Raw genomic sequence first — 24,787 nt, 5'->3', positions numbered from 1 at the left:
TTAAAGTAACAAGTGAAGGGAGGCTCACAGCATGAAAGTAAAAGAAGTGGCGGATTTAACCGGAATCAGTGTGCGCACACTGCATCATTACGATGAGATCGGACTCTTAGTGCCTGACGAGGTGACAGAGTCCGGGTACCGGATCTATTCCAGTGAAAATCTTGAGACGCTGCAGCAGATCCTGTTTTTTAAAGAGCTCGGTTTCCCTTTGAAGAAAATCAATGAAATCATCAGCAGTCCGACATTTGACAGAAAAGAAGCTCTGGAGCTTCACCGCCGAATGCTGCTCGAGAAGCGGAAGCGGCTGGATCAGATGATTGAGACGGTTGAAAAGACGATACAGCATACGAAAGGAGAAATTGAGATGTCACAAAAAGAAAAATTCGAAGGCTTTGACTTCAGCCATAATCCTTATGAGGAGGAGGCACGGAAGCTTTACGGGGACAAAGCAGTTGATGAGGCGAATCAAAAAGCAGCCGGTATGAATCAAGATATGCAGGAGCGGTTCAACGACCTGTACAGAAGACTTGCAGATGTGCGCCATACAGCACCTGATTCTAAGGAGGCACAGGAAGCAATCGGCGAATGGTATACCCTTCTCAATGAATTTGGCAGCTATTCACTTGATGCATTCAAGGGCCTTGGCCAGCTGTATATTGACGACGAGCGGTTTACTAAGAACATCGACAAGTTCGGTGAAGGTCTTGCCGTGTTCATGCGGGATGCAATGGCCGCCTACGCAGATTCTAATAAAAAGTAATATGGAGCGGCGGTTCTTAAAGAGCCGCCGCTGTTTTACCTTAAAAACAAATTTTAAATAGCCCAAAGTCCGCGCATACTTTTTTCCGCTGAACCCTAGAATAGGATTGAAGGGCATCGTCAGTTCTCATCTTTTTAAGCTGTGCTTCCTTTTCCAGCTTGTTAAGTTCCTCTATGACATAAAAATCGTGGTTATTCATTGTTTACCGCCTCCTTAAGTTACTTTTATTATATGGGAGCCGGCGTGAAAAACAGATTCGGCATCGGACTGAACTTTTCTCGGTCTTTAGGATGGGAATGCTTTATAATGGATAGAGACTTGAGTAGCAGGAGGAGTAAGAATGAAGTTTCCAAAGGATGAGGACGGCAAGATCCTGAGCATGCTTTACAGGGAAGGGCTGAATTTTAAAAAGCCTCACAATGTTGATTTTTATGTAGCTGTACCAGATGAGAAGAACGGGGAAGCGATGATTAAGGCGCTTGCTGATAACGGTTATAAGTTCATGATGGAGTATGATGATGATGTGGAAGAGTGGACATGCTTCGGTTCCGTTAAAATGCATTTGAAGCACAATGAAATTACAGCCGTGCAGAAAAAGCTCGATGCGATTGTAAAGCCGCTTGGCGGATACGCGGACGGCTGGGGCGTTATGACGGAATAGTAAAAAGCCAGCCTTAGCGGCTGGCTTTTCTTATAGGAAAGAAACAATAATAAGCAAAGTGAAAATAATCGTCAGATGGTTCAGCGAGAAGATGAACATCATTGTTGCCCATTTGTAGTCGTTCATTTTCTTATAGCCTGCAAGGCCTGCGATCATCCATGCAAGAGTCAGGGCGAACATTGAGAACGCAACGACTTTGCTGAAGGACAGGAACAGGAATGAAGCTGCTAGCAGGGCGATTAAATAAACGATTGTTTGAACTTTGGCGCGCGGTGTTCCTTTCACGACCGGAAGCATTGGAACGCCTGCGTTTTTATAGTCATCAAAGCGTCTGATGGCAATCGCGTAAAAATGCGGAGGCTGCCATAAAAACATAAGAACAAACAGGCCGAAAGCTGCCGGATGAAACAGGTCAGGCGAGATGGCTGCCCAGCCGATCAGCGGAGCGATGGCACCTGATAAGCTTCCCACTTCCGTGTTGTAAATCGTTTTGCGTTTCGTCCACATTGTGTAGGGTACTAAATAAAGAAAAAGACCAAGTACACCGATAAAGGCTGTCAGCGGAGAAATAAGATACAGGAACACTGCCCCGCTGATGGAAAGGGCAATTCCGAGCCAGAGCGCAAACTTCGGATGAATGGACCCTGTGACGGTCGGTCTTTCCATCGTGCGCTGCATAAGAGAGTCAATGTCTCTGTCATAGTAGTTATTGATTGCGCCTGCTCCGCCGACAACGGCTGCTGTACCAAGCAGGGCGAGAATCACCACTAAAATGTTGTCTACAAAATTTGCATTATATACGGACAGGGCCACAGAAAGACCTGCGAACATGCCGAGAAGGTTTGATTTTACGATGCCGTCTTTGACGATGGCTTTAAGATTGCTCCAGGAAAAGATGCTTTTTATAGAAAGAGAATCTTCTACGATAACCTCTGAACTTTTCATCACAATTCTCCTTTTCAAGTGTTAAAAAATATACATGCAAGCGCACCTGTATGCTGCCTGCAGAATCTGACCAGACACATGCGCTCATTTTACGTACAAAACTCTTATCTAACTTAACTAATTATCTACTATCTTAACAGGTATTTGAACTGGAAAGTAATAGACGGATAGATTTGACAAAAAGATGTCGTATCTTTGTGAACATTTTCTATACGTTATTGAACTTTTCAGATAATAACCCTGTAAATAGGCACTCTCTCCATTATGGTGTCTGATGCAATCCCGGGTCAATCCTCAAAACCCGGAATGAGCATATTGCCTGTCCGGAGAAAAAAGAAAGACCGGGCTCAAAAACCCGGTCTTTCCGATTATCAAATTTTCGCAACCATTTTTCCTTTTACATGGCGCTCCGATAATTGTACAAGTGCATGGGGCACTTCTTCAAGCGGGATGACCTGCTCAAGCAGGGAGTTCAGCTGTCTTTCTGCAAGCAGAAGCAGCATGTCATCGCCCATTACCGCTAAATCTTTTTGCTGCTCAAGGTTGTCGGACTGATGAACAGCGCCAAGAGCGATTTCATGATACGAAACGGCTTTGGTAAATGGTTTAACTTTTGTAAAATCAGGTGCGCCTGCGATATAGGCAATCCGTCCGTTGAAGGCGAGGCAGTCAAGAGAGTCGGTTGCGTTTTGGCGGCTTACTGTATCAAGGACAGCATCGACCCCGTTTCCGCCGGTCAGCTTCATGATTTCAGCCGTAACGTCTGTTTCATTATAATCAATTGCATGGTCTGCTCCGAGAGATTTCACAAACTCATGATTGGAGGCAGATGCCGTTGTATAGACAGTCAGACCTGAACGTTTCGCCATCTGGATGGCAAATCCGCCTACTCCTCCTGCGCCTCCATGGATCAGAATCGATTCGCCTTCTGTGACGCGGAGCTTTCTGTAAAGAGCCTGATAGGCTGTGTAGCCCGCGGTCGGAAGGGCTGCTGCATCTTCAAATGAGACAGACTCTGGAATGATGGATACTGTGTGGGCAGTTGTCACAGCGTACTCGGCAAATCCGCCCTTTTTCGTCAGGTCGCCGTGATATACGACGCGGTCTCCGATTTTCAGGTGCTCCACGCCTTCACCTGTTTCCTCCACGATGCCTGCAGCATCAAGGCCGAGAATGTGGGGATAGCTCCAAAGCGGATTGCCGCCTGTTGCTGTTTTATAATCAACCGGATTCAGTCCGACTGCTTTCACTTTGATAAGGATTTCGCCTCTGCCGGGCGACGGCTTTTCGGTTTCCCCAATCTGCATGTCTTTCCATTCGCCTTTTCCTTGAAGCAATAATGCTTTCATATGTAGAACACTCCTCTGAGTTTTATAAACAAGTTTCTTTGACATTATAGGAGAAAGAGTGAACTGTTTTCAAATGAAGTGCCTGTATTTAAAGTCAAGGCTGCAGGCGCGAACATTTTAAACCAGCCAATTTGAAGACGGCCATTAACGGTTCATTAAAATCCCGTTTTCCTTTACAGTAAAGCTCCTTTTAGAGAGCTTTACCGTAACATCGGAGATCTCGGCAATGCTTGGATCATGTGTAACAACGATGATGCATTTATTTTCATCATGGGCAAGAGACTGAAACAGGCGGACAATGTCTTTTGCGGTGTCCTCATCAAGGTTGCCTGTCGGTTCATCGGCGATAATCAGATCGGATTCGCAGGAAAGGGCTCTGGCAATGGAAACGCGCTGCTGCTGACCGCCGCTGAGTGTGAGAACTTTCTGGCGGGCCTGCTTTTCGGAGATGCCCACTTTCGCAAGCATCTCTATGGCAAAAGCTTTTTTGTCTTTTTGTTTCGATCCTGTAATCTCCATGGCTGTTGTCACATTTTGCAGAGCGGTCATATAGGGAAGGAGATTGTAGGATTGAAAAACAATGGATACATGTTTGTTCCGGAAGTTCGCAAGACCAATCTTCTTTATCGCTTTTCCTTCATACAGCACGGATCCTTCCTTTGGAAGATCGAGGGCACCGGCAAGCGCAAGGAAGGTCGTTTTCCCTGAACCTGAAGGACCGACAATTGTGTAAAAATTTCCTTTGTTAAAGCCGATTGAAATATCATTTAAAATGACATGCTTTTTACTTTCATGATGATACCAGTAGCTGACGTTTTCAAATTGCAGCAAGTTTGTCACAGTGTGTTCCTCCTAATCTTGTTTGGTTAAGATTGTTTTTGGCTGCAGTCTCAAGACTGACAGTGCCGGTATAATGGCGGATATGACTGCAATCAGAAGTCCAATTCCAAACAACATGCCAAGGTCGCTGCCTGTGACTTCGATCTCCATTTTCTCAATCGGTTCAGCACTTGCTGCAGCATCAGGACTGCTGAGTGGTCCGCCCATACCCATTCCGCCTCTCCCTCCGCCAAACGAAGCAGGATTTGATGCAGTTTCTTCAGCTTGCGAAAGCTCCTGCGACAGCAGCTGGTCTCCAAACTGCTTCGCCACAGCCTGGCCTGAAACGGAGGAAACGCCAATGGCAATAATGGCAACAATCAGGATCTCAAACAGAAACTGGCCGACGAGCTTCCATCGCTTTTCGCCGATTGCAAGCAGTACGCCCATTTCATATTTCCGTTCGCGTATTGACATCATAATAATAAGCGCCAAAATGACTGCACCCGCAATCGTCACTAAATAGACGACATTTTTTGAAAAAGAGGCGACATTATTGATTGGCCCGATCATCTGCTGGTACGTCTGGTCATTGGCATCCAGTTTAAACGTGTCAAAGTCAATGCTGCTGTTTTCCTGCGCATCGGAAATAAAACGCTCAATCTCTTCAGGGTCATTCATATAATAGATGGCTTGGTCAATCGTCCCTTCATAATCGGTGCCCTTAAGCGCGGCAGCTTTCGTATAAGGCACATAAAGCTGATTATAAGGATTCATGGCGGATATATTTCTTCCGCCAAGGTCAGTGCTTGCGGCAGTTGTTTCGTAAATACCGACAATCTCCAGTTCCAATGCTGTTTCTTCTTCACTCGCTGCTCCTTTAACCGTCAGTGTATCTCCGACAGCAAGCCCGTTCTCCTCAGCAAGCGTCTTTTCAATAACGGCTACATTTTTATCGATATCCGCATCTGTGAGATGCCGGCCTTCAGTCAAAACAGATTCGCTGTTTAAAAAGGCCTGAACAGAGTCAGTAAACATCACTCCCTGCAAGGTAACATCCGCTGAAATCATGCCGCCTCCGCCCATTCCGCCGCGACCCTGATTTTCTTCTGATGAGTCAGAGGATTCATTTTCGATTGGTTCAAAGCTGCTTGCTGCAGCGAATGTTGACGATAAGAGGTTATATCCTTTTACTTGAGAAGAAGAAGCAAGCTCTTCAGCTGCTTTTTCATGAATCGGCACAGGCTGAAACCTTACCCGCCCTCCTTGCTCCGTACTTTCGCTTCGCTGCTGTTCCATCATTTTCTCCATGTCGACATTCAAGGTCACTTCGCCGCCGAGAGATTCTCTTGCAAGGACGCTTGATTTTTCAGCAGCCGACTGAATGGACAGGCCAGATAAAACAAACACGCAAATAACAGTAAAAATAAATACTTGCAGCAGGCTTTTTCCGGCCCGTGCTTTCACACTTAAAAAACCGCGTTTGATAAAATTCATATGTTTTCTCCTTTGCCTGTAATTGAGGCCATAAGTTCCGGCATTTACAGATTAATGAGGAAACATGAACAAACTGTGTCCAATCTGTTTCCTAAGTTTTAAAAAACAGGGAACAATTTAGAAAATAGTTGCGAAACGATGAAATTCACTTTACTTTGAATAGAAAGTGATCCATTTGGAAGGTGAAAAGATGAAGGTTCTTGTAATAGAAGATAATCAGAGCGTCAGTGAGATGCTTGAGATGTTTTTTTCAAAAGAGGGCATAAAAGGTTCTTTTATAAAGGATGGACTGGAAGGTTACAAAGTGTATAAGCAGGAGGACTGGGACGTGCTGATCATCGACTGGATGCTGCCGGGGATGGACGGGGTTTCGCTCTGCCGGAAAATCAGGGAGGAAAAGGGAACGGTTCCCATCATTATGCTGACAGCCAAAGACAGTGAATCAGATCAGGTTCTCGGACTTGAAATGGGAGCGGACGATTATGTGACAAAGCCGTTCAGTCCGCTTGCGCTGATGGCACGGATTAAAGCTGTATCAAGGAGACACGCAGCCGCGAGGACGCCTAAAGAAGAAACAGATGTTTTACAAACAACTTACTTTAAAATTAATAAACAGACACGCGAGGTTCTTCTTGATAACGGGAAAATAGAAAACCTTACTCCAAAAGAATTTGAGCTGCTCTGCTATTTTGCAGAGCATCCGCGTCAGGTTTTTACGCGCGAGCAGCTGCTTGAAAGGGTATGGGGCTATCAGTTTTACGGAGATGAGCGGACCGTTGATGTCCATATTAAGCGGCTCCGCGCAAAACTCGGCACGAAAGCGCGTCCATTTTTCCACACGGTCTGGGGAGTTGGCTATAAATTTGACGAAACGGCCGGATCCGAATGAGGATTAAATATCTTTACCAGCTGTTTTTAAGCCACATCAGCATACTAATCATCGCCTTTATGATTTTAAGCCTGGTTGTTGCGCAATATGCGGAATCCTTTGTTTATGAAAACAAAGTGGAGGAGCTTGAACAGTACGGAGACAGAATCCTCGCAGATGTGAAAAACAACAGGGGCGAGAGGGCACTCAGAGAATATGAGCATGTTCTGAGCGCACGCGGCATCCGCTTCAGCCTGTTTGATGATAAAGGAATGATCTTTTATCCCTACTCAGGCAACGCCCCGAGATTTCAGCCGACAGACGAGGAATGGGAGAATCTGAAATCTGGCCAGCGGATTGTCGTCAAACATGAAATCAAGCGGTTTGACCAGGAGGTATCGCTCGTTGCCCTGCCGTATATAGAGAACGGCTCGCTCTCGGGAGGAATCCTGCTTGTGTCTCCGATTAAAGGATCCCGTGAGACAATCAGTGAAATCAACAGGTACCTCCTTTACACAATCCTTATTTCCCTTTCTGTCTCCCTGCTCCTCAGCTGGATTTTATCCAGTCTCCACGTGAAGAGAATTCAGCGGATCCGAAACGCAACGTCTATGATTGCGGAAGGGAAATATGACATCTCCGTCCCGTCTTCTACAATTGATGAGATTGGTGAACTGGCCAACGATTTCAACATCATGGCCGGTCAGCTGAAAAAATCAAATGAAGAAATCGAGAGTTTAGAAAACCGCCGGAGAAAATTCATGGCGGATGTCTCACATGAGCTGAGAACTCCGCTTACGACCATCAGCGGTGTTATTGAAGGCTTGAAAAACAACATGATTCAGGAAGAGGAAAAAGAGCGGGGGCTTCAGCTTGTCAGTCAGGAAGCGAAAAGACTGATCAGGCTCGTAAATGAAAATCTGGATTATGAAAAAATCCGTTCAAACCAGGTGAAGCTTTTTAAAGAAAAGATTCAGCTGATTGAGGTTTTTGAAATTATAAAAGAACATTTAGAGCTGCAGGCAGAAGATAAAAATGTCCGGCTTGATATTGCTTCAGATGCTGATGCAGAGGTTTACGCCGATTATGACCGGCTCATCCAGATCCTCATCAACATTACGAAAAACAGTATTCAGTTTACAGAGAGCGGGACCGTTTGCCTTCGGGGCAAAAGGGGGTATAAAGAAACCATTATTACTATAGAGGACACGGGAATTGGCATGGATCCGGAGGAAGTGAAAGCCATCTGGCAGCGGTTCTACAAGGCGGACATGTCACGCACAGGTCATCAGTTCGGGGAATTCGGCCTGGGCCTCTCAATAGTAAAGCAGCTTGTCCTCATGCATAACGGAGAAATTGACATTGTCAGTAAAAAGAATCAGGGAACAACATTTATCCTCAAATTTCCAGAGAAGTAAGCTCGGCTGTTCATAGTTTGTTCATACTTCTCTGGTAAACTGATTACAAATATGACTGAAAAATAGGAAAGGGGACGAGATTTATGAAAAAGAAGGATACGGTCTTCATTCTTGTAGGCGCTGTCATTATGGCTGCGGTCAATGTTCTTTTTTTCACAGCTCCTGTTTAAAGAAAGTCCAGGCTGAAATTGTTCTATTGCTCTAAATGTGATATATTTCAAACGAAGTAAACTTTGTGAGGGTAATCATATATGAGCATAGATAATGAAATTTCAAAGAGACGGACGTTTGCCATCATCTCCCATCCTGATGCCGGTAAAACAACGTTAACAGAAAAGCTCCTGTACTTCGGGAAAGTAATTCGCGAAGCAGGAACAGTAAAAGGGAAGAAAACCGGCAAGTTTGCCGCTTCCGACTGGATGGAAATCGAGAAAAAACGCGGCATTTCCGTTACATCAAGTGTCATGAGTTTTCCTTACCATGACTTCCACGTTAATATCCTTGATACTCCTGGACACGAAGATTTCAGTGAGGACACCTACCGTACACTGACGGCAGTTGACAGCGTCGTGATGATTATCGACTCCACTAAAGGGGTTGAGCCGCAGACGATCAAGCTGTTTAAAGTCTGCCGCATGAGAGGCATTCCTATTTTCACCTTTATTAATAAACTTGACCGTGAAGGAAAAGATCCGCTTGAGCTTCTGTCTGAAATTGAAGAAGTGCTCGGCATCGAATCCTATCCAATGAACTGGCCGGTTGGAATGGGCAAGCGGTTCCTTGGAATCATTGACCGCGAGCAGCACACAGTCGTTCAGTTTAAAGGAAACGAGCAGGAGGAAATCATTCCTACAGCTGAAGTGGAAGGCAGCGAAATCGGCAGCCATCCGACGTACCTTGAAACGCTTGATGAGCTTGAGCTGCTTGAAGAAGCCGGAAACCAGTTCGACGCTGACCGTGTGAAGCGCGGAGAACTGACGCCTGTATTCTTCGGAAGCGCACTGGCAAACTTCGGGGTGAAATCGTTCTTTGACGTGTTTCTTCAGTATGCCGTTCCGCCGCAGCCAAGAAGAACAAATCAGGGCTTTATATCTCCTGAAACAGAAGAATTTTCAGGCTACATCTTTAAAATTCAGGCCAACATGAACCCGGCTCACCGCGACAGAATCGCATTCCTTCGTGTGTGCTCAGGCCGATTTGAGCGAGGCATGAGTGTTCAGCTGAGCAGAACGAACAAAACGCTGAAGCTGAATCAGACTCAAGTTTTCATGGCCAAAGACAGAGAAACCGTTGATGAAGCGTTCGCGGGCGATATCATCGGAATCTATGATCCGAACGTCTATCAGATCGGGGACACGCTGACAGCCGGCAAGGATGGCTATCAATATGATGAGCTTCCGCAGTTCCCGCCTGAGATGTTTAAAAAAGTTCGCGTGAAAAACGTCATGAAAGCAAAGCAGTTCCGCAAAGGAATTGAACAGCTTGTTCAGGAAGGCGCGATTCAGTACTTCCGCCAGGATTCTACTGATGATATTATCCTCGGTGCAGTCGGACAGCTTCAGTATGAAGTGTTCGAATACCGCATGAGAGCGGAATACAACGTTGAAATTGAATTTGTGCCAATGGGCGACCGCATTCCAAGGTGGATCGGCAACGACAAGTTCGAAAAGCGTTTCTTTGATTCAAGAAGCCTTCTTGTGCGCGACCGGAATGACCAGTATGCCGTTCTGTTTGAAAACGAATTTACCTTCAGGCATTTCAGTGAAAACCATAAAGAGATTCAGCTGATCGATCTTCTGCAGGAAAATGACTATCAAAGCTATTCGGCTACAGATAAATAAGCGGGGGCGGATTGAATGCTATTGAAAGCAGCTCTGGCTCTCGTCCTGCCTTTTGTCATTCTCACGCTGTTTGCGCGCGTGACGTATAATCACTACGTGGCAGCGGTGCTGACAATCGCCCTTCTTGCTGCAGCCTATTCAAAGGGCTACATGGATTCCTGGCTGCTTATCGCTCTTGACGCGGTGTCGGTTATCGCAGGCTTCCTGTACGCAGCAAAAATGGCCAAAAGGACGAGAAATGAAAAAACCAATTAGAACCTGTTCCCGGTGGGAGCGGGTTTTTTGTTTGTTAACCAGGAAATTATAAAGAATAAAAGGCTGTGGCCAACATAACAAAGTTATCGGCGTCTAGCTCCAGCGCCTAGATCCTCTGTCAGAACAAATCCGTCAAAAAAGTAAAACCCGGACTTTTCCGCCGGATTCTTATCTGCCTATCGGATCTGACCAAGGCGCTTGCGCTTTTGTTCTTTGTATAAAACATCCTTCCGGTTTACCGTCCCCTCTAAAAAGGTATTGAAATAAGAAACACAAGCATTTAAATAGCTTTTTCAGGCGATAATGATAAAATCAAACCAAAATGTCGAAAGAAAAATACGAACTATCGTTCGTATTTTTAGTGTTTTTCTCTGCGATTATGGTAAAATATGAATACTGATTACATACGAATGGAGGTCCTCCTGTTGAGCGATCGTTTTGAGTTAGTATCAAATTATAAGCCGGAAGGCGATCAGCCAGCGGCGATCAAACAGCTCGTCCAAGGCATTAAAGAGGGGAAGAAGCATCAGACGCTTCTCGGGGCAACAGGCACCGGGAAGACGTTTACCGTTTCAAACGTCATTCAGGAAGTGAACAAGCCGACGCTGATTATCGCCCACAATAAAACACTCGCCGGACAGCTGTACAGCGAGTTTAAAGAGTTCTTTCCGAACAATGCAGTCGAATACTTTGTCAGCTACTATGACTATTACCAGCCGGAGGCCTATGTCCCCCAGACGGACACATTCATTGAAAAGGACGCAAGCATCAATGATGAAATTGATAAACTAAGGCACTCCGCTACCGCCTCGTTATTTGAACGGAAAGATGTCATCATCATTGCCAGTGTATCCTGCATATACGGCCTCGGTTCTCCTGAAGAATACCGCGACCTGGTCGTTTCTTTGCGCACGGGCATGGATATTGAACGCAATCAGCTTCTCCGGAAGCTTGTGGATGTGCAATATGAACGCAATGACATTGATTTTAAGCGCGGAACGTTCAGGGTGCGCGGAGATGTTGTGGAGATTTTCCCTGCTTCAAGAGATGAACAGTGCATCCGGGTTGAATTTTTCGGGGATGAAATTGACCGCATCCGCGAGGTTGATGCACTGACCGGTGAAATCCGCGGCGACCGTGAGCATGTCTCAATCTTCCCGGCATCCCACTTCGTTACCCGCGAGGAAAAAATGAGAGTCGCGATTGGAAATATTGAAAAAGAGCTTGAAGAGCGGCTGAAAGAGCTTCATGAGAACGGAAAGCTGCTTGAAGCGCAGCGTCTTGAGCAGCGTACGAGATACGACCTTGAAATGATGCGGGAAATGGGCTTTTGCTCAGGGATTGAGAACTATTCAAGGCACCTGACGCTCCGCCCGGCCGGTTCAACGCCTTACACGCTTCTCGACTTCTTCCCGAAGGATTTTATGATTGTTGTCGATGAGTCACATGTGACGATTCCTCAGATCAGAGGCATGTTCAACGGGGACCAGGCGAGAAAGCAGGTGCTTGTCGATCACGGATTCCGTCTCCCGTCGGCCAAGGATAACCGTCCCCTTCAGTTTGGCGAGTTTGAAGAGCATATCAACAACATCCTGTTTGTATCTGCAACTCCAGGACCGTACGAGCTTGATCATACACCTGAAATGGTGCAGCAGATCATCCGTCCGACAGGGCTTCTTGATCCGACCATCGATGTCAGGCCGATTCAGGGTCAGATTGATGATCTGATCGGGGAGATTCATGCCCGAATTGAGCGCAACGAGCGAGTCCTCGTTACGACCCTCACGAAGAAAATGTCCGAGGATCTGACCGATTACCTTAAAGACATCGGAATCAAGGTTAACTACCTGCATTCTGAAATCAAAACGCTCGAGCGGATCGAAATTATCCGAGAGCTGCGCCTCGGGAAATTTGATGTTCTTATCGGAATCAATCTTCTCAGGGAAGGACTCGACATCCCTGAGGTGTCTCTTGTCGCCATCCTTGATGCGGATAAAGAGGGCTTCCTGAGATCGGAACGCTCGCTGATTCAGACGATTGGACGTGCTGCCCGGAACTCAAACGGCCACGTTATTATGTATGCCGACAAAATGACGAATTCCATGGAAATTGCCATAAATGAAACAAAACGCCGCCGTGAAACACAGAAGGCATTCAATGAAAAACACGGCATTGAACCGAAGACAATCCAGAAAAAAATTGCCGAGACGATTCGCGCTGTTATTGCCCCGGAAGATGCGGAAGAACTGGAATCAGCTCTTCCAAAACTCGGCAAGCTGTCTAAAAAAGAGCGCGAAAAAGTCATACAGCAAATGGAATCAGAGATGAAAGAAGCGGCTAAAGGGCTCAACTTCGAGCGTGCTGCCGAGCTTCGTGATCTGATACTAGAGCTTAAAGCGGAAGGATGAAACTAGATGGCACTCGATAAAATTAGTGTGAAAGGTGCGCGCGCTCACAATTTGAAAAACATAGATGTGACGATTCCGCGGGATAAGCTCGTTGTTCTGACAGGCTTATCGGGCTCCGGAAAATCGTCGCTTGCGTTTGATACGATTTATGCAGAAGGGCAGCGGAGATATGTTGAATCTCTCTCTGCCTATGCCCGCCAGTTTCTCGGGCAAATGGATAAACCGGACGTTGATTCCATCGAAGGGCTGTCACCTGCCATTTCAATCGACCAGAAAACAACAAGCCGGAATCCCCGTTCCACAGTAGGAACAGTCACGGAAATTTATGATTATCTGAGACTTCTGTTTGCGCGCGTTGGAAGACCAACGTGTCCAAACCACGATATTGAAATCTCATCCCAGACAATCGAGCAGATGGTGGACCGGATCCTTGAGTATCCTGAGCGGACAAAGCTTCAGGTGCTTGCGCCAATTGTCTCTGGAAGAAAAGGAACACATGCGAAGGTGTTTGAAGACATCAAAAAGCAGGGCTACGTTCGCGTCCGTGTCGACGGGGAAATGATGGAAGTCGGCGATGAGATCAGCCTTGAGAAAAACAAAAAGCACACGATTGAAGTTGTGATTGACCGGATTGTGATAAAAGAGGGAATTTCAGCCCGTTTAGCTGATTCTCTTGAATCAGCCCTCAGCCTTGGGGAGGGCAGGGTTGTCATTGACATCATCGGTGAGGAGGAGCTGTTGTTCAGCGAACATCACGCCTGTCCGATCTGCGGTTTCTCAATCGGCGAGCTTGAGCCGAGAATGTTTTCGTTCAACAGCCCGTTCGGCGCCTGCAATGAATGCGACGGACTTGGCACAAAGCTAGAGGTGGATGTTGATCTTGTCATGCCGAATAAAGACCTTTCTTTAAAACAGCATGCGCTCGCACCGTGGGAGCCGACAAGTTCGCAGTACTACCCGCAGCTGCTTGAAGCAGTGTGCAATCACTACGGTGTTCCGATGGATATTCCGGTCAGGGATATTCCGGCACATCTATTAGATAAAGTTCTCTACGGCAGCGGCAGTGATGAAATCTACTTCCGCTATGAAAATGACTTTGGTCAGGTGCGCGAAAACTACATTCAGTTTGAAGGGGTTATCCGGAATGTGGAACGCCGCTATAAAGAGACAAGCTCTGATTACATCCGCGAGCAGATGGAGAAATACATGGCTCAGCAGGCATGTCCTAAATGTAAAGGACACAGGCTTAAAAAAGAGAGTCTTGCCGTGCTTGTTGACGGGAATCATATCGGAAAGGTCACAGCTCTTTCTGTCCATGAAGCCATCGCTTTCTTTGAAAGCCTGAATTTAACGGAAAAAGAAATGCAGATTGCAAGACTGATCCTCAGGGAACTCGAGGAGCGGCTTGGATTCCTGAACAATGTCGGACTGGACTATCTGTCGCTCAGCCGCGCTGCCGGTACTCTTTCCGGCGGTGAAGCCCAGCGGATCAGACTTGCCACGCAAATCGGCTCCAGGCTGACAGGAGTCCTGTACATTCTGGATGAGCCGTCAATCGGTCTTCATCAGCGGGATAATGACAGGCTGATTCAGACACTTCAAAGCATGAGGGATATTGGAAATACGCTCATTGTCGTCGAGCATGATGAAGATACGATGATTGCAGCGGATTACTTGATTGATATAGGACCGGGCGCAGGAGTACATGGCGGGCAGATCATTTCCGAAGGCACGCCTGAGTACGTCATGAATGACAAGAATTCTTTGACCGGACAATATCTGTCGGGCAAAAAATTCATTCCTTTGCCGGTCGAGCGCCGCAAACCTGACGGAAGATTTATTGAGATTAAAGGAGCAAGCGAAAACAACCTGAAGAACGTCTCAACAAAATTTCCTCTTGGAACATTTGTGGCCGTAACAGGCGTTTCCGGTTCGGGAAAGAGTACACTTGTGAATGAAATTCTCCACAAGTCCCTTGCCCAAAAACTGAACGGCGCCAAAACGAAGCCCGGTGAGCATAAGGAAATCAAAGGAATTGAAGAGCTTGATAAGGTCATTGACATCGACCAGTCTCCAATTGGACGCACGCCGAGGTCAAATCCTGCCACATATACGGGAGTGTTTGACGACATCCGTGATGTGTTTGCTACAACAAATGAAGCAAAAGTGCGCGGCTACAAAAAAGGGCGTTTCAGCTTTAACGTTAAAGGCGGACGCTGCGAAGCGTGCCGCGGTGACGGAATAATTAAAATCGAGATGCACTTCCTTCCTGATGTGTATGTACCGTGCGAAGTGTGCCACGGAAAACGCTACAACCGCGAAACACTTGAAGTGAAGTACAAAGACAAAAACATTGCGGATATTCTTGAAATGACGGTTGAGGACGCAGTATCCTTCTTCGAAAATATCCCGAAAATCAAGCGGAAGCTACAAACCATTTACGATGTTGGACTTGGCTACATCACACTCGGACAGCCGGCAACCACTCTGTCCGGAGGAGAAGCGCAGCGCGTGAAGCTTGCTTCTGAGCTGCACCGCCGCTCAACAGGACGCTCTCTTTATATTCTTGATGAGCCGACAACAGGTCTTCATGTAGACGACATTTCAAGACTTTTGAAAGTCCTTCAGCGTCTCGTTGAAAATGGAGATACCGTGCTTGTCATTGAACATAATCTGGATGTCATCAAGGCAGCGGATTATCTCATCGACCTCGGCCCTGAAGGCGGAGACCACGGAGGCCAGATCGTCGCTTCAGGTACACCGGAAGAAGTAGTAAAAGTAAAAGGCTCATATACAGGCAAATACTTAAAACCAATCCTCGAACGTGACCGCGAACGGATGAAAAAAGCATTAAAAGAAAAAGAAGCGGTTGCGAAAGCATAACAGACCCAGCCCCTAGCCTAATAAGGCGGGGGCTGTTTTTTTTATTTGGGGATTGTTTCTTTTTGCAGTCGGCTTGATGACACAAAACACTATAGGATGGAACCATCAAGCGGTGGAATTTCCGTCTTGGAGGCACTTATCTCGGAGATAGGAACCATCAAGCGGTGGATTTTTTATCTTGGAGGCACTTATCTCGGAGATAGGAACCATCAAGCCATAGATTTTCCACTTTGGTGGCACTTATCTCCGGGATAGGAACCATCAAGCAGTGGATTTTCTATCTTGGTGGCACTTATCTCGGAGATAGGAACCATCAAGGGGTGGAATTTCCGTCTTGGTGGCACTTATCTCGGAGATAGGAACAATCAAGGGGTGGATTTTTCATCTTGGTTGCACTTATCTCCGGGATAGGAACCATCAAGCCATAGATCTTCCGCTTTGGTGGCACTTATCCCCTGGATAAGAACCATCAAACCACAGTTTTTCCGTTTTGACAGCACTCATCTCCGAGTTTGCAACCATTTTCCCCATCCAAACCCACTCAACTCGCCCCTGAAATGACCTGCGGTATATGCTTTTCTGCCTTCAGCCCAAAAAAAGAATGAAACTTATCTTTCACTCAGTCGTATACTTGTTATAAGGAGCTGACATGAATTGAACACAAATAAACTCTTATCCTCACTTTGTTATTTCAGTATCTTTTTTGCCCCGTTTTTATTTCCGATCATCGTGTACTTTATTGCAGATGAGCGCGATGTGAAGCAGCATGCCAAAAAGTCACTGTTTTCTCATTTGGTTCCGCTTTTAACATTGATTCTGCCGTTTTTCATGATGCTGTTTGCAGGTCTTGCAGGTTCTCCTGAGGCACTGGCGGTCGGGATTGTGATTTTCGGGTTCATTCTGATTGGGGTTGTCAACATTGCGGTGTTTGTTTACAACATTGTGCAGGGAATTAAAATATTGAAAACCGTATAAGCTTTGAGATGACTCAAGGCTTTGCCATTACATAATTAGGGGGAAGGAATTGTGAAGGATCAGAAGAAACGCATCTTGGAATTGGTTGAGCAGGGAAAGCTTTCAGCAAGCGAAGCGTTAACTCTCATTGAAGGTCTTGAATCAGAATATGCCCAAAAAGAGACGGCATCTATGGCCGATCATGCAGGGTTTAACGGGCCGTTTGTTGAAAAAGAAAAAGCTGCGCCGTCCTATGCCCTGTCGTCAAAACTTGCCTTGTTTATTGATACAGCTGTGAAAAAAGTCAAAGAACTCGATATCGATTCCGCCGTTAAAAAGGTGAAAGAGATGGATCTTGATTTGAACTTTGGCCATTCGGTCAGTGTTCAGCATGTGTATCACTACGAAAATGCGGATATCCGTGATTTGGACATTCAGATTTTAAACGGAAGTGTCACGCTGCAGTCATGGCCGCAGCAGGACGTCCGGGCAGAATGTGATATCAAAGTCTACAGAGCTGAAAGTGCCGAACAGGCGAAGGAAATCTTTGTCCAAAATACGAACTGCAGCCTTGATGATGGCGCATTCCGTTTTTATACAGAAAAGAAAACCGTCAAAGTCAGCATGACTCTTTATTTACCGGAACAGCAATATGAGCTTGTAAAAATTAAGCTGTTTAGCGGTCCGATACGAGGGGAAAATTTAAAGATAAAAGATTTCCGCACTAAAACAGCCAACGGTCTCATCTCCCTTTATTCATTCAAGGGAGAAAAGCTTGAAGCTGAAACGGCAAACGGCCAGATCAGACTTGCCGGAATTGAAACTGCTCATACAGAAGCGGAAACGATCCACGGCATGATTCAATTTGAAGGGAAATCAGATAGGCTTGATGTCCAGAGCTTTAACGGCAACATGGTGCTGAAGCTTGAAGAGCAAACATGCCGCACGCTTTATGCCAAAACCGCGACTGGGAACGTGGAAGTTCTTCTTCCCGTCCAGACAGCCATTAACGGCGAACTGAAATCAAATCTTGGATCTGTTTCTGCTGATCTTCCGGATCTTGAAGTGCTCTATGAAAAGAATGAATCCATGCAGAAAGAACTGCGTTTTAAATCAGTTGCACAGGCAGGACCGGTTATGAATCTGATTGCAGATTCAAAAACTGGTTCCATTACGCTGAAAGAGAGGTAATCCACTATGAAGAAAAAATTGTACAGATCGCAATCGAAGAAAATGATCAGCGGGGTGCTTGGCGGACTTTCGGATTATGTCGGCATCGATGCAACTCTTTTGCGGATTTTATTTGTGATTCTCCTGCTTACAACAGCTTTCTTCCCGTTTGGCCTTATCTATGTAGCGATGGTCTTCCTTGTGCCGAATGAAGGAGATGTCAGATAGCCATGATTAGATGGGCAGTCAGTATCCTGGTCAATGCATTAATATTAATTGTTGTATCGGGATATTTTGAATCTTTTCATATTAGCGGCGTGGGTGCTGCGATTTTAGCAAGCTTGCTCATTTCCGTCTTAAACATTTTAGTGAAGCCCTTTTTGATCCTGCTTACACTTCCTGTTACGGTCCTTACTCTCGGTCTGTTCCTGTTTGTCATCAATGCCATCACACTGATGATTGCGCAGGGGATTATGGGGGACTCATTTAACATTGACGGTTTTGGCACCGCGGTGCTTGCTTCAATCGTAATTTCCCTGCTTCACCTGCTGATTCAAAAAGGGGTTGTAGAACCCCTTAAGGAAAGTAAGAAGAAATAGAAAAGGCGGACATTTGTCCGCCTTTTTTAATGCTCTCTTTCCTGCTGAGTTTTAAGTAGGTCGCGAATTTCTGTCAGGAGCTTTTCCTCATTCGTAAGAGTCGGGACAGGCTTTTGCTCATCCTTTGTTTTAAATCGCTCAAAAAAGCGGACAAATAAGAACACAGAAAACGCAATGATGAAGAAATCGATGATGGTTTGAATAAAAGCACCGTATTTTACGATTGCTTTTCCAAAGGCATAGTCGAGTCCGGAAAAGTTTACTCCTCCAATAAGAATCCCGATCAGCGGCATCACGATGTCATTGACAAGGGATGTAACAATTTTGCCGAATGCTGTACCGATGATGACCCCGACAGCAAGATCAATGACGTTGCCTTTTATGGCGAACTTTTTAAAATCTTTTAGCATAGATCTGTCTCCTTCTCCTGTTTTTCCATCTCTAGTATAGACCAATGGGGGCAAATGTAAATCCGTCAACATAAGGAGAACGCTTGTGGGCACGCTATTAATGGGTGAATGTCATGAAAAAAATCTGTTTTGCCGTTATGCTTCTATTTAGTTCTCTATCAGCCGGGCCGGCGTATGCAGCCATTTCTTTTGAAGAAGGAGATGAGACGGTTGTCTGGCTTACGGATACACAGTATTATGCAAAAACCTACCCTGAAATCATGATCAAGCAAATTCAATGGATTATTGAAAACAGGGATCAATACAATATTAAGTATGTTTTCCATACAGGCGATCTTGTGAACGAACCGAACGATGAGGTGCAGTGGGAACGGACTGATCAGATCATGAAGATGCTTGATATGACCCGTATTCCCTATGGTGTTCTGGCAGGAAACCATGACCTGGTTCACGGAGATGATCCGTACCGGGTGTTTACAGACAATTTCGGCTATCACCGGTTTATCAGGCAGCCTTTTTACGGGGGCTCGTTTGAAAATAACCGCGGCCACTACGATCTGCTGACCATACAGAATCAGCCCTATATTATGATTTATATGGGCTTTGAGTTAAACCGCGGAGCGATTAAATGGCTGAACAAAGTACTCAGGGAATACCGCGGCCACAAAGCAATCCTTGCCTTTCATGATTACTTGAACTTTAAAAGTGAACGCAGTCCGGCCGGGGAGGAACTCTATCAGAAAGTGGTTTTAAAGAACAAAAATGTCCAGCTTGTTTTATCAGGACACTACTACGGAACCGGGTTCCTTGAAAGCCGGTTATCGCCTGAGCAGAGGGTCTTTCAGATGCTTGCCAATTATCAGACGGAAAAGCACGGCGGCAACGGATTTATGAGACTGCTCTTTTTTAAACCGGATCAAAATCAGATTCAAGTTGATACGTATTCTCCTTATTTGAATAAATTCCGCTCCAAAAAGAAGCTTCCAAAAGAGCGCTTCCTGCTTGAATTAAAAGAATAGAGACAGCCTGTGCGGCTGTCTCTATCGGTTTGGCTATTCAGCCAGCACAATGACGCTGTATCCCTTTCTTCTAAGTTCATTTGCCAGAGCATCTGCATTAGCCTTATCTGCAAAAGCCCCAACCTGAACTTTGTAAAGCTTGCCAGGTGCGGGAGGAGGAGCAGGCGGCGCTTTTTTCTTCAGCTTGTAAAAGGCGGCAAGAGCTTCTGTGATGGCTTCCGCGCAGAGTTTCCGGTATGCCGCAGACTTCAGTGCCTGAGCTTCCTCCTGATTGGTCATGAATCCGCATTCAATCAAGATAGCCGTCATCTTTGTTTCGCGTAGAACATGGAAGTTTGCTGCTTTGACTCCGCGGTCTGTCCGCTTCGTTTTTTCAATCAGCTCTTTTTGAACGGCATTTGCAAGTGCGAGTGCCTGCTGCGGCCTTGAATCATGTACATATGTCTCAATTCCTTTTACGTCGTTCCAAGCGGTGCCGCTTCCGAATGCATTCGCATGGATCGAAACAAATACATCCGCAAGTTCTGTATTGGCTTTGTCCGTTCTTTCCTGCAGCGGGACGTCACGTGCGTCTGAATGGGTAAACAAAACCGTGACATTTTCATAACCCGCAAGGAGAGTTCTCATTTCATTTGCCACAGCACGGTTGAATTCGTATTCTCGCGTCCCGTCTACAGTCCGTTTTCCGGGAGTAGTGTAGCCGTGTCCGGCATCAATGGCTATTTTCACGTGCAGTCCTCCTAGTAAAAATCTTTTCTCTAGTAATATATGGCGTTCGGTATGGTAGAGTAGCGGTGTTTGTCCCCGCCCTCTTATAAAAAGTTGGAGTCCGGGGAATCCCGGTTTCCGTTTAAAAGGCAAAAGTGCTAAAATAAGAAGGGATTTTAGTTCTCTTACTTAATCAGTAAAAATGCATGAATGCAAGAGTCGGGATCTTGATTCCGCGCCAGTCAGGCAATGGATTTGTGCGCATAAAATACGTTCTATTTTTAGAAAAAAAGGAGGAACTTGCATGGCGAAAGTTCGCACGAAAGATTTAATAGAAAAGTTCCATTTAGAGCTCATCAGCGGTGAAGAAGGTGTTAACCGGCCGATTACGACGAGTGACCTGTCCCGCCCGGGTTTGGAAATGGCAGGATTTTTTACATACTATCCGAAAGAGCGCGTCCAAATACTCGGAAAAACAGAATTGACATTTTTTCAGAAGCTGACGGACGAGGAAAAAGTGAAACGCATGGATCAGCTCTGCACGGACTCTACTCCGGCTATTATTGTCTCACGGGAGATGGAGATTCCAAAAGAACTGACAGATGCATCTGAGGAGAAATCGGTGCCCGTTCTTCGTTCCCCGTTAAAAACAACACGCCTATCAAGTCATTTGACGAATTTCCTTGAAGGGAAGCTTGCGCCGACAACGGCTGTGCACGGTGTTTTGGTTGACGTGTACGGAGTCGGTGTCCTGATTGTCGGAAAAAGCGGCGTGGGGAAAAGTGAAACCGCTCTTGAACTTGTGAAGCGCGGCCATCGCCTGGTTGCAGATGACTGTGTAGAAATACGCCAGGAGGATCAGGATACGCTGATCGGGAATGCACCTGACTTGATTGAGCATCTGCTTGAGATCCGCGGTCTTGGCATCATTAACGTCATGACGCTTTTCGGAGCAGGCGCAGTCCGCAGCTATAAACGGATTACCCTCATCATCGATCTTGAAATCTGGGATCCGAAAAAGCAATACGACCGACTTGGTCTTGATGAAGAAAAAATGAAAATCATTGATACGGATGTTCCAAAGCTGACAGTTCCTGTCCGTCCCGGAAGAAACCTTGCCGTTATCATTGAAGTGGCCGCGATGAACTTCAGGCTGAAGCGCATGGGTTTGAATGCTGCCGAACAGTTTACAAATAAATTAACGGATGTCATAACGGATACAGAGCACGATGACGCATAATCATCTATAGGGGGAAGAAAGCATGGAGGAGAATTTTACGCCGATTGATCCGGTGTTTCTGGAGCTTGGACCTATTCAGGTGCATTGGTACGGCCTGATCATTGGAGTCGGGGCGCTGCTCGGCTTGTGGCTTGCGGTGCGCGAGAGCGAGAGAAGAGGGCTTCATAAGGATACATTTGTTGATCTTGTCTTATTTGCCATTCCGATTGCGATTATTTGCGCGCGGATTTACTACGTGATTTTTCAATGGGACTATTACTCTCAGAATCCGGGAGACATCGTGAAGATCTGGAACGGCGGCCTTGCGATCCACGGCGGTCTGATCGGAGCATTTGTGACGGGCTTTATTTTTGCCAAAGTGAAAAAAATCTCCTTCTGGAAGCTTGCCGATATTGGCGCGCCGAGCATCATCTTAGGTCAGGCAATCGGCAGATGGGGTAATTTCATCAACCAGGAAGCACACGGAGGCGAGGTTACCCGCCAGTTCCTTGAAGGGTTATATTTGCCGGAGTTTATTATTAATCAGATGTATATTGACGGGACTTACTATCACCCGACGTTCCTGTATGAATCACTGTGGAACTTTGCCGGATTCGCCGTTTTGATGCTTCTCAGAAAAGCGAATCTGCGCCGCGGCGAGCTGTTTCTCACCTATATCATCTGGTATTCAATCGGACGTTATTTTATCGAAGGCATGCGGACGGACAGCCTGATGCTGACGGAGTCACTCCGCATCGCCCAGGTCATTTCACTAGGTTTGATTGCCGTTGCGGTTGCCATTTTGATTTTCAGAAGAGTCAAAGGCTATTCAAAGGAACGCTATTTAGAATCAGCTGAATAAGGGGATGTTTCTGATTACTAGCTTAAAAAAGGGATTTCAGGCAGGGCTTCAGACAACTTGGACGCTTGGAAAGGTGATTTTTCCCGTTACGCTGATCGTCAGCCTGCTTCAGCACACACCGGTTCTGCCATGGCTGATTAAGCTGATTCAGCCGGTCATGGGAATCTTCGGGCTTTCAGGGGAAGCGGCCATTCCGCTTGTGCTTGGCAATATGCTGAATCTGTATGCGGGAATTGCTGCGATTTTAACGCTTGATTTATCAGTTAAAGAAGTATTTATTTTAGCGGTTATGCTTTCTTTTTCACATAATTTGATTATTGAATCCACGGTGGCTGCAAAAGTCGGCATCAAGATCTGGGTGATTCTGCTTGTCAGAATCGGTCTTGCTGTCAGCTCGGCGATTATGATCAATCTCCTGTGGAAGGGCGGAGCGGAGACGGCTCAGTACGGGTTTATTCCCAAGCAGGCGGCTGCTCCGGAAGGCTATTTGGAGATTGGCTTAAGCGCTGTTCAAAAAGCAGGTCTTGGCATCGTACAGCTGGCGCTTATCGTCATTCCGCTTATGATCATTATTCAGTATTTGAAGGACAAAGGTTTCCTGACAGTCTTTTCAAGATGGATTGCCCCTGTAACAAGAATGCTCGGCATGAAGGAAAATACCTCTATGACGATGGTTGCGGGTTTAACGATTGGCCTCGCATACGGTGCCGGGGTTATGATCAAGGCGGTGGAAGAGGACGGGGTCAGCTACAGGGACTTGACGCTTGCCTTTATTTTTCTCGTGTCCTGCCATGCCGTTGTTGAGGATACGCTGATCTTTGTTCCGCTCGGCATTCCTGTGCTGCCGCTTTTGATTATCAGGATTGTTACAGCCGTTCTGCTGACAATGGCAGTCGGGGCGATCTGGGACAGATTTGAACATACAAGCAGAAAGGAAGCAACTTATGAAAATTAACACCGTATTGTTTGATCTGGACGGAACATTGATCAACACAAATGACTTAATTATTGAATCATTTCTTCATACGCTCAACCTCTATTATCCAAATCAGTACGGAAGAGACGATGTTCTGCCGTTTCTCGGGCCGACTCTTCATGAGACATTTGTGAAAATGGATCCAATGCGAGTTGATGAAATGATCAGCACATACCGCACGTTTAACCATGATAATCATGACAAGCTTGTCACTCAGTTTGAAACGGTGTATGAAACGGTTCAGGCGCTGCATGAAAAAGGCTTCAAGCTCGGCATCGTGACAACGAAAATCCGGAATACCGTCAATATGGGCCTTGAGCTGACCGGACTCGGCAAGTTCTTTGAAACGGTCGTCACGCTTGATGATGTGAAAAATGCTAAGCCTCATCCAGAACCCGTCCTGCTCGCTCTTGAAAAACTGAATGCTTCACCAGTTGAGGCGATTATGGTCGGGGATAACTACCATGATATTGATGCTGGAAAAGCAGCAGGCACCAAGACAGCCGGTGTAGCATGGACCATCAAGGGAGCAGCGTATCTGGAAGGCTTTCAGCCGGACTACATGCTTAACAAGATGAGCGATCTGTTAAGTGTGCTTGGAGAGGAATAACTCTTGAGAAGAACGACGAGATACCCTGTTAAAGGCCCGAACTCACTTTGGCATGTTTACAAAACCGTTCCATTCTGGAAGGTTGTCCGCAATTTCACCGTCATCCAGCTTGCGCGCTACACGCCGTTTCTATCCATGAAAAACTGGATGTACCGCAGACTTCTCGGAATGAAGGTCGGCGAGCAGACATCCTTTGCCCTGATGGTGATGCTTGATGTCATGTTTCCGGAAAAAATCAAAGTCGGCAGAAATACGGTCATCGGCTACAATACCACGCTGCTTGCCCACGAATACTTAATCCGCGAGTACAGGCTTGGGGACATCGTGATCGGCGACGAAGTCATGATCGGCGCAAACTCCACCGTTCTCCCGGGAGTAGAAATTGGCGACGGCGCCATCGTCTCTGCCGGCACCCTTGTCCACAAGGACGTACCCGCCGGAGCATTCGCCGGAGGCAACCCGATGAGAATCATTTACACAAAAGAACAAATGGCAGAACGGAATCAAAAAGATCCGCTCCGCGAAAAACAATGACACTGGCTGCGGCCGGTGTTTT

General features: G+C 46.3%; 24 protein-coding genes. 18 read left to right on the top strand and 6 right to left on the bottom strand.

Features of this window, described 5'->3' with window-relative positions:
* The first annotated feature begins 31 nt into the window (after positions 1 to 31).
* Both ACK1LH_RS18980 and ACK1LH_RS18975 read left to right on the top strand, forming a co-directional pair.
* Positions 32 to 760 carry a MerR family transcriptional regulator gene (locus ACK1LH_RS18980; protein ID WP_411333928.1) on the top strand — a complete coding sequence of 243 codons (729 nt, stop codon included), beginning with the start codon at positions 32 to 34 and terminating at the stop codon, positions 758 to 760.
* A gap of 340 nt (positions 761 to 1,100) precedes the next feature.
* Positions 1,101 to 1,421: a ribonuclease E inhibitor RraB gene (locus ACK1LH_RS18975; protein ID WP_203289031.1), complete on the top strand. Its 321-nt coding sequence runs from the start codon at positions 1,101 to 1,103 to the stop codon at positions 1,419 to 1,421.
* A 30-nt stretch (positions 1,422 to 1,451) separates the two neighbouring features.
* Here ACK1LH_RS18975 and cyoE read toward each other — a convergent pair whose 3' ends face one another.
* The 4 genes from cyoE to ACK1LH_RS18955 form a co-directional block, all read right to left on the bottom strand.
* Complete coding sequence (gene cyoE, locus ACK1LH_RS18970; RefSeq protein WP_411333925.1) at positions 1,452 to 2,366, bottom strand: heme o synthase; 915 nt, start codon at positions 2,364 to 2,366, stop codon at positions 1,452 to 1,454.
* Positions 2,367 to 2,737: 371 nt separating this feature from the next.
* Entirely contained in the window at positions 2,738 to 3,715 is a 978-nt protein-coding gene (locus tag ACK1LH_RS18965) for a zinc-binding dehydrogenase (RefSeq protein ID WP_203289029.1), read from the bottom strand.
* 144 nt (positions 3,716 to 3,859) lie between these two features.
* The gene (locus ACK1LH_RS18960) at positions 3,860 to 4,555 is read right to left on the bottom strand and encodes an ABC transporter ATP-binding protein (protein ID WP_411333923.1); all 696 of its coding nucleotides are present in this window, start codon (positions 4,553 to 4,555) and stop codon (positions 3,860 to 3,862) included.
* 12 nt (positions 4,556 to 4,567) lie between these two features.
* Positions 4,568 to 6,031, bottom strand: coding sequence for an ABC transporter permease (locus ACK1LH_RS18955; protein ID WP_411333921.1), 1,464 nt, complete (start codon positions 6,029 to 6,031; stop codon positions 4,568 to 4,570).
* 190 nt (positions 6,032 to 6,221) lie between these two features.
* On the opposite strand from ACK1LH_RS18955, the gene ACK1LH_RS18950 reads away from it, so the two are divergent.
* From ACK1LH_RS18950 to ACK1LH_RS18905, 10 genes are all read left to right on the top strand, one after another.
* Positions 6,222 to 6,920: a winged helix-turn-helix domain-containing protein gene (locus ACK1LH_RS18950; protein WP_411333919.1), complete on the top strand. Its 699-nt coding sequence runs from the start codon at positions 6,222 to 6,224 to the stop codon at positions 6,918 to 6,920.
* A complete protein-coding gene (locus ACK1LH_RS18945; protein WP_411333917.1) occupies positions 6,917 to 8,317 on the top strand; it encodes a sensor histidine kinase in 1,401 nt (466 codons plus the stop codon). Before ACK1LH_RS18950 ends, ACK1LH_RS18945 begins: the two co-directional genes overlap by 4 nt.
* A 251-nt stretch (positions 8,318 to 8,568) precedes the next feature.
* Complete coding sequence (locus tag ACK1LH_RS18940; RefSeq protein WP_411333915.1) at positions 8,569 to 10,158, top strand: peptide chain release factor 3; 1,590 nt, start codon at positions 8,569 to 8,571, stop codon at positions 10,156 to 10,158.
* A gap of 15 nt (positions 10,159 to 10,173) precedes the next feature.
* Positions 10,174 to 10,413 (top strand): DUF2198 family protein, encoded by a 240-nt coding sequence (locus tag ACK1LH_RS18935; protein ID WP_029284663.1) that lies wholly within the window; start codon positions 10,174 to 10,176, stop codon positions 10,411 to 10,413.
* Between the two features lie 425 nt (positions 10,414 to 10,838).
* Positions 10,839 to 12,821 (top strand): excinuclease ABC subunit UvrB, encoded by a 1,983-nt coding sequence (uvrB, locus tag ACK1LH_RS18930; protein ID WP_029566944.1) that lies wholly within the window; start codon positions 10,839 to 10,841, stop codon positions 12,819 to 12,821.
* Positions 12,822 to 12,827: 6 nt separating this feature from the next.
* Entirely contained in the window at positions 12,828 to 15,704 is a 2,877-nt protein-coding gene (gene uvrA / locus ACK1LH_RS18925) for an excinuclease ABC subunit UvrA (RefSeq protein WP_029284659.1), read from the top strand.
* A gap of 654 nt (positions 15,705 to 16,358) precedes the next feature.
* Positions 16,359 to 16,679 carry a DUF4870 domain-containing protein gene (locus tag ACK1LH_RS18920; RefSeq protein WP_029566943.1) on the top strand — a complete coding sequence of 107 codons (321 nt, stop codon included), beginning with the start codon at positions 16,359 to 16,361 and terminating at the stop codon, positions 16,677 to 16,679.
* Between the two features lie 51 nt (positions 16,680 to 16,730).
* Positions 16,731 to 17,849: a DUF4097 family beta strand repeat-containing protein gene (locus ACK1LH_RS18915; RefSeq protein ID WP_029566942.1), complete on the top strand. Its 1,119-nt coding sequence runs from the start codon at positions 16,731 to 16,733 to the stop codon at positions 17,847 to 17,849.
* A gap of 6 nt (positions 17,850 to 17,855) precedes the next feature.
* Positions 17,856 to 18,056 (top strand): PspC domain-containing protein, encoded by a 201-nt coding sequence (locus ACK1LH_RS18910; RefSeq protein ID WP_029566941.1) that lies wholly within the window; start codon positions 17,856 to 17,858, stop codon positions 18,054 to 18,056.
* 2 nt (positions 18,057 to 18,058) lie between these two features.
* Positions 18,059 to 18,427: a phage holin family protein gene (locus ACK1LH_RS18905; RefSeq protein WP_029284651.1), complete on the top strand. Its 369-nt coding sequence runs from the start codon at positions 18,059 to 18,061 to the stop codon at positions 18,425 to 18,427.
* 26 nt (positions 18,428 to 18,453) lie between these two features.
* Here the strand turns inward: ACK1LH_RS18905 and mscL are convergent, their stop codons facing one another.
* On the bottom strand, positions 18,454 to 18,837 hold the full coding sequence (mscL, locus tag ACK1LH_RS18900) for a large conductance mechanosensitive channel protein MscL (RefSeq protein WP_029284649.1): 384 nt from the start codon (positions 18,835 to 18,837) through the stop codon (positions 18,454 to 18,456).
* A 113-nt stretch (positions 18,838 to 18,950) separates the two neighbouring features.
* Here mscL and ACK1LH_RS18895 point away from each other — a divergent pair, with 113 nt between their 5' ends.
* A complete protein-coding gene (locus tag ACK1LH_RS18895) occupies positions 18,951 to 19,856 on the top strand; it encodes a metallophosphoesterase (RefSeq protein WP_029566940.1) in 906 nt (301 codons plus the stop codon).
* A 33-nt stretch (positions 19,857 to 19,889) separates the two neighbouring features.
* Here ACK1LH_RS18895 and ACK1LH_RS18890 read toward each other — a convergent pair whose 3' ends face one another.
* The gene (locus ACK1LH_RS18890) at positions 19,890 to 20,585 is read right to left on the bottom strand and encodes an N-acetylmuramoyl-L-alanine amidase (RefSeq protein ID WP_411333912.1); all 696 of its coding nucleotides are present in this window, start codon (positions 20,583 to 20,585) and stop codon (positions 19,890 to 19,892) included.
* A 283-nt stretch (positions 20,586 to 20,868) separates the two neighbouring features.
* Here ACK1LH_RS18890 and hprK point away from each other — a divergent pair, with 283 nt between their 5' ends.
* Genes hprK through ACK1LH_RS18865 form a run of 5 tightly spaced genes read left to right on the top strand, consistent with a single transcriptional unit; the run spans position 20,869 to position 24,765 of the window.
* On the top strand, positions 20,869 to 21,804 hold the full coding sequence (gene hprK, locus ACK1LH_RS18885) for an HPr(Ser) kinase/phosphatase (protein ID WP_029284643.1): 936 nt from the start codon (positions 20,869 to 20,871) through the stop codon (positions 21,802 to 21,804).
* Positions 21,805 to 21,826: 22 nt separating this feature from the next.
* Positions 21,827 to 22,645, top strand: a complete 819-nt coding sequence (gene lgt, locus ACK1LH_RS18880; RefSeq protein WP_411333910.1) for a prolipoprotein diacylglyceryl transferase — start codon at positions 21,827 to 21,829, stop codon at positions 22,643 to 22,645.
* A gap of 4 nt (positions 22,646 to 22,649) precedes the next feature.
* Positions 22,650 to 23,600 carry a nucleoside recognition domain-containing protein gene (locus ACK1LH_RS18875; RefSeq protein ID WP_411333908.1) on the top strand — a complete coding sequence of 317 codons (951 nt, stop codon included), beginning with the start codon at positions 22,650 to 22,652 and terminating at the stop codon, positions 23,598 to 23,600.
* Entirely contained in the window at positions 23,590 to 24,231 is a 642-nt protein-coding gene (gene ppaX / locus ACK1LH_RS18870) for a pyrophosphatase PpaX (RefSeq protein ID WP_029284637.1), read from the top strand. Before ACK1LH_RS18875 ends, ppaX begins: the two co-directional genes overlap by 11 nt.
* 3 nt (positions 24,232 to 24,234) lie before the next feature.
* A complete protein-coding gene (locus ACK1LH_RS18865; RefSeq protein ID WP_029284635.1) occupies positions 24,235 to 24,765 on the top strand; it encodes an acyltransferase in 531 nt (176 codons plus the stop codon).
* The last annotated feature ends 22 nt before the right edge of the window (positions 24,766 to 24,787 follow it).

This window comes from Metabacillus indicus, assembly GCF_046603695.1.
Taxonomy (GTDB): Bacteria; Bacillota; Bacilli; order Bacillales; family Bacillaceae; genus Bacillus_P; species Bacillus_P indicus.
Note: the sequence above shows the minus strand (reverse complement) of the source record. Positions and strands in the feature narration are given on the sequence as shown.